This is a genomic window from Shewanella oneidensis MR-1, assembly GCF_000146165.2.
GTDB classification, from domain to species: Bacteria; Pseudomonadota; Gammaproteobacteria; order Enterobacterales; family Shewanellaceae; genus Shewanella; species Shewanella oneidensis.
Map to the genome: position 1 here is coordinate 650,678 of NC_004347.2, position 13,880 is coordinate 664,557.

A 13,880-nucleotide genomic window follows, 5' to 3' on the forward strand; every position below is an offset into this window, starting at 1 on the left:
AAAAATGGCCTAGTTTTTATGCTAGGCCACTTTAATGATACAGGCTTAAATCAAGCTGAAGTCTAACTTAACGGGTACCATATACCACAATGGTTTTACCGTGTGCTTGAATGAGATTTTGTTCTTCAAGCATCTTTAAGATACGACCCACAGTTTCGCGGGAGCAACCAACGATCTGGCCAATTTCTTGGCGAGTGATCTTAATTTGCATACCGTCTGGGTGTGTCATGGCATCGGGTTGTTTGGCTAAATGCAACAATGTTTGCGCAATCCGACCTGCCACATCGAGGAAAGCTAAATTGCCCACTTTCTGGCTGGTGCTCTGCAGGCGATACGCCATTTGAGCCGATAGCTTCATCAAAATTTCAGGGTTAACTTGGATTAATTGCTTAAATTTCTTGTAAGAGATTTCCGCAATTTCGCATGCCTGTTTAGCACGAACCCAAGCGGTACGTTCAGCTTGTTCTTCGAACAATCCTAACTCACCGATAAAGTCGCCTTGATTAAGATAAGATAGGATCATTTCCTTACCTTCTTCATCTTTAATCAATACCGCAACAGAACCTTTTACGATGTAATAAAGGGTGTCTGAGTCTTCACCAGCATGGATCAAGGTGCTTTTAGCGGGATACTTATGAATGTGACAGTGTGATAAAAACCATTCCAAAGTTGGGTCTGGTTTTGGCTTACCAATCAGAGCCATGTCGATGTTCCTCGATTGATTAAAACGAAAGTAAGAATATTCTAAATAAGCATTTTACGTCAATAACACCCACAAAAACGAGATGAACATCTTAGTTTAGAATGAGTGAATAAATGCAATTAACAACCTAAAATTAGAGCTTATTTTGCTACTTTAGTGATATTAGTCAACTAAATCGGTGTCAAACTCACTGGATTCACTTAACTCTGTAGAGTTAATCACATCTTATATAACGTTTTAAGGTTTTTTTGCGAGGAAAATAATCGTAAACCTTAGTGACCTGATGGGATGAGTAGATAAATTTAAAAATCAGCGGTGATATTTCCCTTTATTAAGGGCAATTAAGCCTATTTACACTCGACTTATGGACGTATTTCAGGCTAACTTGAGGCGCGGTTGTTTTTCGAAGAGGTTACCAGGTGAAATACAGGCAATGGGTTTTGGGTGCAGGATTCACTTTATCCGTAGGATTAAGTTCTGTTGCACACGCATTTTCTATCCCGCAGCCAGCAAATGAAATTGCGGCGAGTAAATTTGTGCATATTCAAGTTCAGGCAGAGCAAGGTGATGCCGATGCGCAATTTTTACTAGGACTCATGTTTCTCTCTGGGCGTTATGTGCAGCAAGAGGTGCCATCTGGACTCCACTGGATAACCCTCGCTGCCGAGCAGCAACACGAAAAAGCCCAGCAAACCTTGGCGGATCTCTCCTTTGAAGGCCAGTTGATTAAACGTGACCTAGCCGTGGCCGAACGTTGGTATAAAGATATGGGTGAACGTGGCAACCGTTGGGCACAGTTCCGTTTAGGTTTTATTTACGCTTCGGGTGGCGATGGTGTTAAGCGCAACTGTGGCAAAGCGGTCGAGCAATTTACCCGTGTTGGCGATGATATTGCTCTTGGCAATGTAGCTTGGATTCTCGCAACCTGTCCAGAAGCCGAATATCGTGATGGTAATAAAGCGCTTGAGTTATCTCTGCAACTCCTAAAGGTCAACGAAAACGATCCGACGAATCTCGACAACTTAGCTGCGGCTTATGCGGAAGTGGGTGATTTTGGCGCTGCGGTTTCGACACAGCAAAAAGCGATTGCTGCTTTGAAGATGACCGCTGAAGCGACTAAAACCGATGAGTTTAAACAGCGTTTACACAGCTATGAGCAAAAACGGGCCTACCGTGAGACGCTGCGTTTGCTTGAGTAGTCTACTTGTTTGCTGAAGTCTTAGTATCAGCCCGAGCCATGCTCGGGCTGATTATTTTGGGGTTAATTATTGCAGTGCTGATGATGTGGATCTCAGTGTGTTGGGATGAGTTGCTGCTTTAATGGTTTAGCCTCAGGCTGCTTTGTAGGCGGATTTCAGCTATTCGAGTGGCCAAGAATGTAAGATGTGATATTCCACACCGCTATCACTGCTTGAAGAAAGATACAAATGGATCTGATCTGGAGTGATTGTTAGCTCAGTTATCGGTGTCTTCGCTAGATCCTTAAGGGCAAGTTCATTATCAAAAGCGTTGAAATACTTGGTTTTTCTAAACAAGCTGATATGTGGTCGAAACGGATGTTCGCTCTGATGCAATTGCAACTGCTGCGCTAAATTTTGCGCCTGCGATGCCAGTAACGCCAAAGCCGGGCTAACCATATCTCCCTTTAAACAGCATACCTGCGCCTTGGGCCAAACGGCGAGCTTATCCAGTTGTACTGTAAATCGTGGCCGATGCAGTTTATCAACGGCTTCGAGCAGTTGTGTCTTTTGAGCCTGATTGGCTAAGCCTAAAAACGCGAGGGTGAGATGAAAATTAGCCTTGCTCACGGGTTTAGCATGGAGCGTTAACTGCGGTGTCACGCATTGCTGCAACTGCAAAAGTTGCTGGCGCTGAGTGTCATTGGGGGCAAATCCAAGAAATAGTCGTTGTAACACTCTTTATCTCCGCTACCTGTTCTAACGCCAAACATGAGCTATGCTTTTGTTTGGAAATACAGAAAGTCCCACAGTCGTTATTCATCATCGGTTTTCGATGGTTTGAATTGATTTCTGGGAAGTGTGGCAATAATACCTTAAATGGAATTGTAGGTAAGGAAATCCCTTTTCATGTCAGATGGTTTAGCAAATCCACTCCAACAGGCATTAGTGACGATTTTTAGCGAAACGCCGCTAGAAACCCTAGAGCAAAATGTTGATAGAGCCTTAGAGGCGATTACGCTCCAATTGCACTGTGATGGGGTGTTTGTTCTCACCGGGAGCTTGTCCCTCGACCATTTACGCACCCGTAATCTTTACTTAAAACCGCAATTTACCCAAGGCCAGCAGATCCGTGTGTGGCCACTTGCGCGTATGTCTTTTTTTCGCTCCCTTGTGAGAAATCCAAAGCTGCTGAATTTACCTGATGTGAATACGTTACCGCCAGAAGCTCAGGCGGAACGGGCGCTGCTCCGGGACTGGGATGTTAAAAGTTTACTCGTGTTACCTCCAGTGGTGTTTGGGGAAACCCGTATTGCCCTTGGTGCGGTTAATTGCTCTGAATGTTGTGAGTGGAGCGAGGCGTTTATTCAGGAGTTTCAACATGCGGCGGTGATGATAGGTTCGGCGATGGAGCTGACGCGCATCGCCCACGATATGTTAGCGAGTGAAAACAAATACCGCGAAGTCTTTAACCAATTGCCCTTGGCCTGCGCCTTGCTTGATAAACAAAATCAGCTGATGATGCTGAACAAGATCGCGTTGCAAACTTTGCCTGTACAACATGGATACGATTTATTTAGCATGGTGCGCGAAGAGGAACATGCCATGCTCACCGATACGCTGCATATGGTGCGTGAAGGTGTATTGGGGCAAGCTTGGTGCGAATTGCCGCTAAAATCACAGCATCACTTGGATTGGTTAAGGCTCAGTTTTAGCCAGATCTACGGCGATAAAGATACGCTAGTGATGATTGCTGAAGATGTGAGTGAAAAATATCGACTCGCCGATGAGCTCTCTTTTCATGCCAATTATGATGCCCTGACCGGATTACCTAATCGGCTGCACTTTGAAGCCTTACTCGAAAATCTGCTGCATGCTAAGGATGATATGCCCACCTGTGTTGCCTTTATCGATGTCGATCAGTTTCAGGTGATCAATAACATCAGCGGGCATCAAGCCGGAGATAAGCTATTGTGCCAATTGGCATTACGGCTTAAACAACTGGTGCGTAAGGGCGATATCGTTGCTCGTCTCGGTGGCGATGAGTTTGGTATTTTAATGCATTACTGCAATGTGGATTCGGCGCAGCATATCGCTAAGCGGATTTGTACTCAGTTAGCAACCCACGAATTTATCTGGGAAAATCGCTGCCATAACGTCAGTGTGAGCATGGGGATTGCTAAGTTCAATCGGTCGGCCTCCGACATTTATGCCGTGATGAGTCATGCCGATGCGGCTTGCCGTCTCGCCAAGGACAAGGGGCGTAATGGTTGGCATTTATACAGTACTAAAGATCCTAAAATGACCCGTCTCTATACTGAAATGATGGCCTCGGTGGATATTGTTAGTGCCCTCGCGCTAAATCAATTTGAGCTGTATTTTCAAAGTATTGCACCGTTAAATTATGATGAGTCCGGATTGCATTTAGAAGTGCTACTTCGCATGGTGCAGCCTAATGGCAACATTGTTTCGCCAGCCATCTTTTTGCCCGCCGCTGAACGTTATAATTTGGCCGCGAAGATCGATTTATGGGTTATTGATAATCTGCTTAAATGGGGCAGTAATCATTTAGCGATATGGCAGCAATTAGGGCTGGTATCCGTCAACCTTTCAGCGACATCTTTGGGCGATAGTGAGTTTATGAATTGGCTCGAAATGCGGTTAATGACTGAACCTGAGCTGGTAGATAAGCTCTGCATCGAGATCACCGAAACCGCCGCCGTTAGCCAATTAGATCAAGCGACTAAATTGATTGAGGTGCTTAGACCATTAAATTGCCAGCTCGCGCTGGATGATTTTGGGGCGGGATTTTCAAGCTTTGCTTACCTGAAACGTCTGAATGTGGATTATGTCAAAATCGATGGCCAGTTTGTCATTAATCTGTGTGAGGATGGCGCGGATCAAGCGATCGTCAAAGCCATTTGTCAGTTAGGGCAAGATATGGGGTTTGATGTTGTGGCCGAGTTTGTTGAATCGACAGAAATCGGTTTGAAGTTAAAGAGTTTAGGTGTCGATTATGCCCAAGGCTATGCGATTAACAAACCAACACCCTTGCTTACATTAACCTCAGGGTTGGCCGAGTCTTGGCTGCTGTAACGGCGGTTATTCAGCGACTGAGTTTTTACAAACCTGCAATGCTTAATTTATAAGTGATTAATTTATCAATATTTATCATATTGTGAACCCACGCAGTTTTAGCTGCGACAGATTGTCGCGCCAAGCAGAGTTTTGATTGCGCTTCCTTCGCTAGTCATAACAATACCCCCACAAAAATCATTAAAAACAATTTGTAGGGGAAATTCATGCCATATCAACCGATCAAATTAGCGCTTATGTTAGCGAGTATTTTAGGTACCACAGCACCTCAATTGGGTTGGTCTGCAGAGGCGACCGATTGTGGTGAAGACCAAAAATGTAAAGATTATCTGCTGGTTACCGCCGATGTAATGCGTCAACCCGTACACTTAGTTAGCGATCCCAAACAAAATCGTCTGCCATTACCCGCCTATGATGGCTCGGGATTTTTGCGCTCGATCCCAGGATTTAACATTACTCGCAAAGGCGGCTCCGGTGGCGATCCTATGTTTCGGGGGCAGGGGGGGTCGCGCTTAAACATCGTTGACGATGGCCAGCATGTGTATGGTGCCTGTGGTGGACGTATGGATCCGCCAACCAATTATATTTATCCCGAAACCTACGATCAGATAACGGTAATTAAAGGTCCACAGACGGTGAAATACGGCCCTGTCGGCACCGCGGGCACGATTTTATTTGAGAAAAATCGCCATCGCTTTAATCAAGCGGATCTTGAAGGGCGCGCCAGTGCGACTGGTGGCAGTTTTGACAGACGAGATGCAATGGTGGAGTTGAATGCAGGCGATAAAAATTACTACCTAGATTTTGATATTAATCAATCGAGTAGTGATCATTATCAGGATGGCAATGGCAATAAGGTGCAATCCAGTTATGACCGCCAAAACAGTAATTTGGCCCTAGGTTGGACGCCAACTGAGCGCACCGTTGTGGAGTTAGCCTACGGTGAGTCGAGCGGTGAGGCAGAGTATGCCGACCGATTAAATAAAGCTCGTCAAATTGATAACCGTGATGCGGCGTTACTGATCCAACATGAGTTTGAGTCGAGCTGGTTGGCCGCAGTCGAGTTACAAGCCTTTAGTAACAAAAACGACCATATTATGGACCGATTTGATGAAGGGGTAAATTCTGGCTCGAATGTGCGCCGGATGACCGACGGTGGTCATCTTTGGTTTGATTTAACCCCGCTCGATGCCCTCGAATTAACACTGGGGCTGGATTATATGTCGAGTGTGCATGATGGCCGCAGTATGGCAACGGGGGATGTTGGTTTAGACGACTTACTCAATAAGCCGTTTAAGGAAGATATGCGCTATAAAAACTACGGGCTGTTTGCCGAATCCCGCTATGGCTTTGATAACCAAGGCGTAGGCAATAGTAGCTTGCACGCTGGATTGAGGGTCGATCGCTGGGATGGCGAATTGTTAATCGCCCAGCAGGGTGAGCGGGAGGATACCCTCTACAGCGGTTATGTGCGTTATGAGTATCAACTCGATGCTCACCAATATTATGCTGGATTTGGCTCGGCGCAGCGGATGCCAGATTATTGGGAGATCATGAAGGCCAGTGCCGATAATCCAGCACAAAAAGCCTTTGATCTTAAGGCTGAAACGACCAATCAATTTGATATTGGCTGGATTTACCAAGGTCCGGTAGAAGCGTCAGTGTCACTCTTTTATGGTGAGATTAATGACTATATTCTGATTGATTCGACCAGCAACACCACGGTGGCGCGTAATATCGATGCTAGCTTATTCGGTGGCGAAGCAAGCCTAGACTATGCGCTTAATGAGCAGTGGTCGACTCAACTTACCTTAAGTTATACCCATGGTGAAAACGATACCGACAAGGTCGCACTCGGGCAAATATCGCCGTTAGAGGCAAGATTAACCGTTAACTATCAATGGCAAGCTTGGACAATGGCGGCGCAGTGGCGGCTGGTTGCATCGCAGGATCGCTATACCTTAGGTCACGGCAATATTGTGGGCCAAGACTTAGGCCCAAGTAGCGGCTTTGGTACGCTGGCACTGAATGCTTCTTGGTCATACAGCAAGGATTTATCCTTTATCTTTGGTGTTGAAAACCTGTTTGATGCGACCTACGCTGAGCATGTGAGTAAGGCGGGTACAGGGAATGATCTTCCTGGCAGCGAAGCCATGTTTAGGGTTAATGAGCCGGGGCGTAATCTCTGGGCTAAGCTGACTTACCAGTTCTAACTCTGCATCCTTGTTGAATTTGTCGCCCTAATAGCGAGTCTGGCTATTGGGGCGTGTTATTTTTTGCAGAAGCACTTTTAAAGCAGTATTTTTTAGACGACCAAATATTCATCTGTTTTGTGGGCGCGAAAGCGAAAAGCGCAGCTGGGACACTGCCTAAGGCCTATGTTAAACTGCCGCATCATTTTTCCCTGTTGACCCTGTAGCATTGAACAATCTACCTATTCATTCCTTACTGCCATCTCTGCGTGATGCCTTTGCTACGCACGCTCAAGTGATCCTCGAGGCACCCACAGGCGCGGGTAAATCCACCGCCTTGCCTTTAGCCATGTTGGATTGGGCTGAGATTTCGGGGCGGATTTTAATGCTGGAACCTCGACGTGTGGCCGCTCGCAGTGTGGCGCAGTTTATCGCCAGTTGTCGGCAGCAGGCGGTGGGGCAAGAGGTGGGTTTTAGGGTGCGTGGCGAGGCCAAGGTAAGTCGCGATACTCGGCTTGAGATCGTCACCGAAGGGATATTAACCCGAATGATCCAGCAAGATCCTGAATTGACTGGGATCGATATGATCATTTTCGATGAGATCCACGAGCGGCATTTGACCACAGATCTTGGTTTAGCCCTTGCTCTTGAAGTGCAAAGCTCACTGCGGGATGACTTAAAAATCCTCGCCATGTCGGCAACCTTATCAGGCCTTGCGCTCAGCGAGTTAATGCCATACGCAGCCCTGCTCAAGAGTGAAGGTCGCACTTTTCCGGTTGAAATCATCTACCGTGCAGTCGCGGGCCAACAGCATTGGCTCGATCATCTGAGCCGCACAGTGCTCGATAGCGCGGCATCAATAACTGATAGTGGCCCGCAAGATATACTGGTGTTTTTGCCCGGTAAGGCGGAAATCCTCAGGGTGGCGCAGTATTTGGCGGAGCGCCTCGATGGTAGCCGTGTGGCTATTTGTCCGCTTTATGGCGAGTTGTCTGCGCAGGAACAGGATAGGGCGATTAAGGCAGACGCAAGTGGCAGGCGCAAGATAGTGCTTTCCACCAACGTTGCCGAGTCGAGTCTCACCATTGAAGGCATTGGGCTGGTTATCGATAGTGGCTATAAACGCCAAGCGAGTTTTAACCCTAAAACTGGGGTCACGCGCTTAAGCCTTAAACGTATTAGCCAAGCCTCGGCAACCCAACGTGCTGGCCGTGCTGGCCGTTTAGCGGCGGGCGTGTGTATTCGATTATGGGGTCAAGAAGAGCATCAGCGTCTGCTCAAAGCTGATGAGCCCGAAATCAGTCAAGCTGATTTGGTTTCTATGGCCCATGACTGCGCCTACTGGGGGGCTAAATCCTTCAGCGATTTGCTGTTATTGACCGCGCCGCCCAGTGTGAACGAAGCACTGGCGTGGCAACTGCTGCGGCGCTTAGACGTGGTCGACGGGCAAAACAAGCTCACTGCGCATGGTAAAGCCGCCTATGAGCTGGGCTGTCATCCGCGCCTTGCGCATATGTTATTAGCCGCCAAATCCCATTCTACTGAACTTGCGGCCTTGGCCTGCCTGCTCGCGGGCATTTTAGAGGCGCGGGGATTGCCCCGCAAAGGCGCTGATATCATGAATTACTTACACTTTGCCACCCAAGGCAGTGCGGGGCAGCAGGCAAAACAATGGCTGAGAAAGCTCGCCCTTGATAGCAAGTTCACCCAAGCTGATTTAGGCGCCATAGCCTCCCATGCGCATCATCGAGATGTGGGCTTACTGTTGGCGCTGGCTTATCCCGATCGCATCGCCAAATCCCGTGGCGTTGAGGGCTATCAATTGGCCAATGGCACGGGCGTGGTGCTCAGCGCTGAAGATGCCTTAGCGCAAACCCCTTGGTTGGTGGTGGCTGATTTTCAAGAAACCGAAGGTAAAACTGCTGGGCGGGTCTATTTAGCTTGTCCGTTGCAACCGAGCCTATTTGATCATGAGTTGGCCGACTTAGTTGATACTCATGAGCAGTGCGGCTGGGATGAAACTAAAGGTCGCGCTGTTGCTGAGCGGCAAGCAAAAGTCGGGCAGATATTGCTGAAATCCGAGACGATTGCTAACCCCAATCGAGCGCAAATTGTGGCGGCATTAGTGAATTATATCCGCCAGCAAGGGTTACAAATTCTTAATTGGAACGCTAACTTAGAGCAGTTTCAAGCGCGATTGCATTTAGCGAGAAGCTTAGATCCGACTGCTGATTGGCCGGATATGAGCGATGCAGCTCTGCTGGCTGATCTTGAAACTTGGCTGGCGCCTTACCTCGAAAATGTGAATAATCTGCCGCAATTACAAAAACTCGATTGCTTTAGTTTAGTGATGAATCAATTGAGTTGGTCGCAGCAGCAGGCGCTCGATGCACTGTTGCCGACCTCATGGCCTTTAGCCACGGGCACCTTTGCGCCCATAGTGTACGAAACCTCGGGTCGCGCCTTGCTGCGGGTTCGTTTGCAGGAAACCTTTGGCATGGCTGACAGCCCGCTATTGGCCCAAGGTAAGCTGAAGGTGACGATGGAGCTGCTGTCTCCAGCGCAGCGCCCTTTGGCATTGACGGCGGATCTCGCCAGTTTTTGGCAAGGCCCTTATGTTGAAGTGAAAAAAGAAATGCGTGGGCGTTACCCTAAACACCTGTGGCCGGACGACCCTGCCAATACGCTACCCACAAAATTTACCAAGAAGAAAACCTTAGGTTTATCTCAGTCATAGCCTTTAGACTGCTTTGATTTACAACCTCGTGTTGTGCCTATGACTGATGCCGTTAACGCATAAATGATGAAGTAGATATGACAACTCATACGACAAAAAAAGCGCCAGCCCAACGTAAAGCGAAGCGAAGCCGTGGCCTGTTTGGGCACATTTGGTCGCTCACCTGGAAGCTCGCCTTAATCGGCCTCGCCGTTGTGACCTTCTACGGTATTTACCTCGACCAAATTATCGCCCGTAAGTTTGAAGGGCAAAAATGGCATTTGCCTGCTCAAGTTTTTAGCCGCTCCATGGCGTTATACCCAGGAGCTGCGGTGAGTCATCCGCAGTTGATGGCCGAGTTAAAGCTACTTGGCTATCGCAAAGTGGCTAACCCCCGCGAGGTTGGTGAGTTTTCGGCATCGAGCACCAAAATCGAATTATGGCGTCGACCCTTTTTACATCCCGAAGGCGATCAGCCAGAACAGCGAGTGATGATCACGTTCGATAGTGAAGGCGTCAGCGCGATTGCCCGAATGGAAGATAAGCGCCAGTTAGCGGTATTCCATTTAGAACCCGTTTTACTTGACCGCATGATCACCGGCGACGGTGAAGACAGGCTCTTTGTCTCTACCGAAGAGATGCCCAAACCTATTGTGCAGGCGCTATTGCTGGTGGAAGACCGGAGTTTTTACGAGCACCACGGGGTGAATCCTTTTGCAATTTTGCGTGCGGCCTTTGTGAACATCACCGCTGGGCGAACCGTACAGGGTGGCTCAACCCTTACTCAGCAGTTGGCAAAAAACTTCTTTCTGTCGAGCGAGCGCTCGTTGCTGCGTAAAGTTCGCGAAGCTCTAATGGCGGTGATTATCGATTTTCGCTACAGCAAGGACGAGATTCTCGAGGCTTATCTCAACGAAGTGTATATGGGGCAAGATAAATCCCGTGCCGTACATGGTATGGGCTTGGCTTCGCAATTCTATTTTGGTCGTCCCATCGGCGAGCTAACCACGGCGCAGCAAGCCTTTTTAGTGGCGGCGATTAAGGGGCCATCTTACTACAACCCATGGCGTTACCCAGAGCGCAGCTTAGAGCGCCGCGATTTAGTGCTGCGGCTATTAATGGAGTCGGGCGAGTTAAACACTGCGCAATATAAGGTAGCTGTGGAGTCGCCCTTAGGTTTGCGTAATGCCAATAAGCCAGTGCATCAAAAATTACCATCGTTTTATGCCTTGGTAAAACAAGAGGTTAATCAGCGCTACGGTGATGCGTTATTAAAACAATCTGGGGTGAAGATTTATACCACTCTTGATCCTATGGCGCAGGAAGCCGCCGAAATCGCTGTGACTCAAACCTTTAAGAGCTTAGATAAGGGCAATAAGTCGTTGCAGATTGGTATGGTGGTCACCGACAAATACACTGGCGGTATCGCGGCTATGGTGGGTGATAAAACGCCGGGCTTTGACGGTTATAACCGCGCAGTGGAGATCCGCAGACCGATTGGCTCGCTTATCAAGCCATTTGTGTATGCGACCGCCTTGGCGCCTAATAGTCAATTTACCTTGGCATCGCCACTGAAAGATCAGCCGATTACCTTGAAAAATGAGCAAGGCAAAACCTGGTCACCGCAGAACTTTGATAAGACGTTTAGCGGCCAAGTCTCGCTGTTAACGGCGCTTAAAAAATCGATGAACGTGCCGACGGTAAACCTTGGGATTGCCGTTGGAGTCGATGCAGTGGTGACGACGTTAGCCAAATCGGGTTGGGAAGAACCGCTTAACGAATATCCATCGATGCTACTGGGCGCGGTGAATGGCTCGCCCTTAATGGTGGCGCAGGTTTATCAAACCCTCGCCGATAGCGGCGCTTACCGTAAACTCACTACAGTCACCGCAGTGCTCGATAGTGATAATCAGCCTTTACCCGTAACGCGTTCAGCCAAGGAGCAAGCGATTACGCCGGATACCGACTTTTTGGTGCAATATGCCATGCAGCAAGTCGTGCGCTCCGGAACGGCAACGCGCTTAGGCAACGCCTTCCCCGGTGTGGCACTGGCGGGTAAAACTGGTACCAGTAACGATAGCCGTGATTCTTGGTTCGCCGGTTTTGATGAGCGTAACGTGGCGGCAATTTGGGTCGGACGCGACGATAACGGTAAAACCAGTCTTTATGGCAGCAGCGGGGCGATGGCGGTATACCAAGCCTTTTTGAAGGAACGACCACCCATTGGGCTGCGTTCTATTCCACCCAGTGGCGTGATCAAAGGTTATTTTGACCGTGACACCGGTGAAGCAAAAGAAGCAGGATGCAGCAATACCGAGGCATTACCCGCGCTGAGAGGCACCTATAATCCCGCTAAAAACTGTGGCGAGCCGTTGCAGTGGTGGCAGAAGATTTTAGGTCAGTAATACTTATTTTTAATAGGTAAAGCGATAATAGCGGTGCAATTTAATTGCACCGCTGTTTTTGATAAAGAGAGTACAAGATGTTTAAAACCGCAGCCGCAGTGCATATCCTTGTTAAACACAAAGAGCAGGCGGAAGATATTATTAAGCAATTGAATAACGGTGCGAATTTTGGCGCCTTAGCGAAACGCTATTCCTCATGCCCCTCAGCGAAAAAGGGCGGCGATCTCGGTGAATTCAAGCGTGGGCAAATGGTGCCGCAGTTCGATAAAGTCGCCTTTTCTGGTGAGTTATTAGTGCCACATCTCGTTAAAACCAAGTTTGGCTGGCATGTGGTGAAAGTGCTGTATCGCACTTAGAACTAACGGCTGTTTAGTGAAATAAACTGAATTAAATCAAATGGAAGCATTCTATGTTTCTTATTTGGGCTTTAGTATGCTAGCGGCTAGTAGATAACTAGCCCAAGCTTGCTCTGATATCTGCTATGGTGATGAAGAGCTTGTTTTCGGTCTCTTGAAACGCTTGAAATCCATAGGGCTCATAGAAGTGTTTGGCTCCGTCCTTGGCATCAACGATGACAACAGGAAACGCTACGCTGTCACTGGCTGCGAGTAGCTTTCGGAGGGCATCAATAAGCAGCCACTCGCCAAAACCTTTCCCTTTGTATCGCTCATCGACAGCTAAACGAGCAATGAGCCCTCCTGATGTTGAAGATTGGTGCTTCTTCTGCAACTTGTCCGGCAGTGCCTTCAAATCAATGGGTGTCATCGTCAGTGTGTAAAAGCCGATGATATGGGCGTTGTTGTTATCATCTTCTAAAACGAACGTTCTGGTATTGTCTTTCTTGGCTTGCTGACTCGCCATGACTTTTATGTAATTGTTGAGAGCTTCAATACCACAATTGAAACGGTTCCTATCGTGCTTATCTTTGTCGAGAAGTACCGTATTCATTGCTGGGTTTTGCTCTCATAACGTTCCGACGCCAATTTGAGTTTTGTATTGACTGCCGCTGGATTATCGAGAGCTTCCATCAGCAATACGGCATCAGCTTGGCTAAGTTTTAGAGCTTGCTCTCGTTCAATGATTTGTTTTGCTTTTTCGATTGCCGCATTTAAAACAAATGAGTTAATACTAGACATGCCGGCGAGAGCTGCAGCCTTAGTGAGTAAATCTTGAGTATCGACATCAACTCTAGCGGTGATGCGAGGCAAAGTCGTTGCCATATGTTTATCTCCTGTTGTGTCAAACTGTCACATGGGTATTATGGTGTTAACGTGCTCAATAAGCAATCCTTGTGTCACTTTGGCACCCACGCTAACAAACGCCTCAATAGAGCCAGTCAACGGACAGTGTTCTTTTTGGATGTTCTTTATTATTAAAACACTCACCTCAATGGCGCTGCCGTTAACCTCCCGCAACACATCTGGACACAAAACGAGGCTGTTGTTCATTCAGTGTCAGATTAACTTCTACTTTTAATCGCGGTTAACAATGGTCAGTTTACCAAGCAATCTACCAGGAAGCGCGTGAGTTTGAGGTAAGGCTAAAGCTGCCTTAGTGTGCAAACTGATTGAAATAATAAAAATCCCTGCC

Annotated in this window: 10 protein-coding genes; 6 read left to right on the forward strand and 4 right to left on the reverse strand. The window is 47.8% G+C overall.

Annotation, left to right across the window (positions count from 1 at the left end; all coding sequences use genetic code 11):
* Positions 1-67: 67 nt before the first annotated feature.
* Positions 68-703, reverse strand: coding sequence for a cAMP-activated global transcriptional regulator CRP (gene crp / locus SO_RS02970; RefSeq protein WP_011070954.1), 636 nt, complete (start codon positions 701-703; stop codon positions 68-70).
* A 419-nt stretch (positions 704-1,122) separates the two neighbouring features.
* Between crp and SO_RS02975 the strand changes: the two genes are divergently transcribed.
* A complete protein-coding gene (locus SO_RS02975; RefSeq protein WP_011070955.1) occupies positions 1,123-1,902 on the forward strand; it encodes a tetratricopeptide repeat protein in 780 nt (259 codons plus the stop codon).
* Between the two features lie 159 nt (positions 1,903-2,061).
* Here SO_RS02975 and thpR read toward each other — a convergent pair whose 3' ends face one another.
* Positions 2,062-2,619 (reverse strand): RNA 2',3'-cyclic phosphodiesterase, encoded by a 558-nt coding sequence (thpR, locus tag SO_RS02980; RefSeq protein ID WP_011070956.1) that lies wholly within the window; start codon positions 2,617-2,619, stop codon positions 2,062-2,064.
* A gap of 171 nt (positions 2,620-2,790) precedes the next feature.
* Here thpR and SO_RS02985 point away from each other — a divergent pair, with 171 nt between their 5' ends.
* The 5 genes from SO_RS02985 (at position 2,791) to SO_RS03005 (ending at position 12,646) form a co-directional block, all read left to right on the forward strand.
* On the forward strand, positions 2,791-4,977 hold the full coding sequence (locus SO_RS02985) for a putative bifunctional diguanylate cyclase/phosphodiesterase (RefSeq protein ID WP_011070957.1): 2,187 nt from the start codon (positions 2,791-2,793) through the stop codon (positions 4,975-4,977).
* A 206-nt stretch (positions 4,978-5,183) separates the two neighbouring features.
* The gene (locus tag SO_RS02990) at positions 5,184-7,190 is read left to right on the forward strand and encodes a TonB-dependent copper receptor (protein ID WP_011070958.1); all 2,007 of its coding nucleotides are present in this window, start codon (positions 5,184-5,186) and stop codon (positions 7,188-7,190) included.
* A gap of 208 nt (positions 7,191-7,398) precedes the next feature.
* Entirely contained in the window at positions 7,399-9,906 is a 2,508-nt protein-coding gene (gene hrpB / locus SO_RS02995) for an ATP-dependent helicase HrpB (protein ID WP_011070959.1), read from the forward strand.
* Between the two features lie 77 nt (positions 9,907-9,983).
* Positions 9,984-12,290: a penicillin-binding protein 1B gene (mrcB, locus tag SO_RS03000; RefSeq protein WP_011070960.1), complete on the forward strand. Its 2,307-nt coding sequence runs from the start codon at positions 9,984-9,986 to the stop codon at positions 12,288-12,290.
* 77 nt (positions 12,291-12,367) lie between these two features.
* Complete coding sequence (locus SO_RS03005; RefSeq protein ID WP_011070961.1) at positions 12,368-12,646, forward strand: peptidylprolyl isomerase; 279 nt, start codon at positions 12,368-12,370, stop codon at positions 12,644-12,646.
* Positions 12,647-12,743: 97 nt separating this feature from the next.
* On the opposite strand, the gene SO_RS03010 is transcribed toward SO_RS03005, so the two are convergent.
* Positions 12,744-13,238: a GNAT family N-acetyltransferase gene (locus SO_RS03010; RefSeq protein WP_011070962.1), complete on the reverse strand. Its 495-nt coding sequence runs from the start codon at positions 13,236-13,238 to the stop codon at positions 12,744-12,746.
* Positions 13,235-13,510, reverse strand: a complete 276-nt coding sequence (locus tag SO_RS03015; protein ID WP_011070963.1) for a type II toxin-antitoxin system TacA family antitoxin — start codon at positions 13,508-13,510, stop codon at positions 13,235-13,237. The genes SO_RS03010 and SO_RS03015 overlap by 4 nt, the downstream gene beginning before the upstream one ends.
* Between the last annotated feature and the right edge of the window lie 370 nt (positions 13,511-13,880).

Bases quoted from the DNA above. Each gene is read 5' to 3' on its own strand.
- crp (WP_011070954.1), bottom strand. From the start codon at position 703: ATGGCTCTGATTGGTAAGCCAAAACCAGACCCAACTTTGGAATGGTTT.
- SO_RS02985 (WP_011070957.1), top strand. From the start codon at position 2,791: ATGTCAGATGGTTTAGCAAATCCACTCCAACAGGCATTAGTGACGATT.
- SO_RS02990 (WP_011070958.1), top strand. From the start codon at position 5,184: ATGCCATATCAACCGATCAAATTAGCGCTTATGTTAGCGAGTATTTTA.
- mrcB (WP_011070960.1), top strand. From the start codon at position 9,984: ATGACAACTCATACGACAAAAAAAGCGCCAGCCCAACGTAAAGCGAAG.
- SO_RS03005 (WP_011070961.1), top strand. From the start codon at position 12,368: ATGTTTAAAACCGCAGCCGCAGTGCATATCCTTGTTAAACACAAAGAG.
- SO_RS03010 (WP_011070962.1), bottom strand. From the start codon at position 13,238: ATGAATACGGTACTTCTCGACAAAGATAAGCACGATAGGAACCGTTTC.
- SO_RS03015 (WP_011070963.1), bottom strand. From the start codon at position 13,510: ATGGCAACGACTTTGCCTCGCATCACCGCTAGAGTTGATGTCGATACT.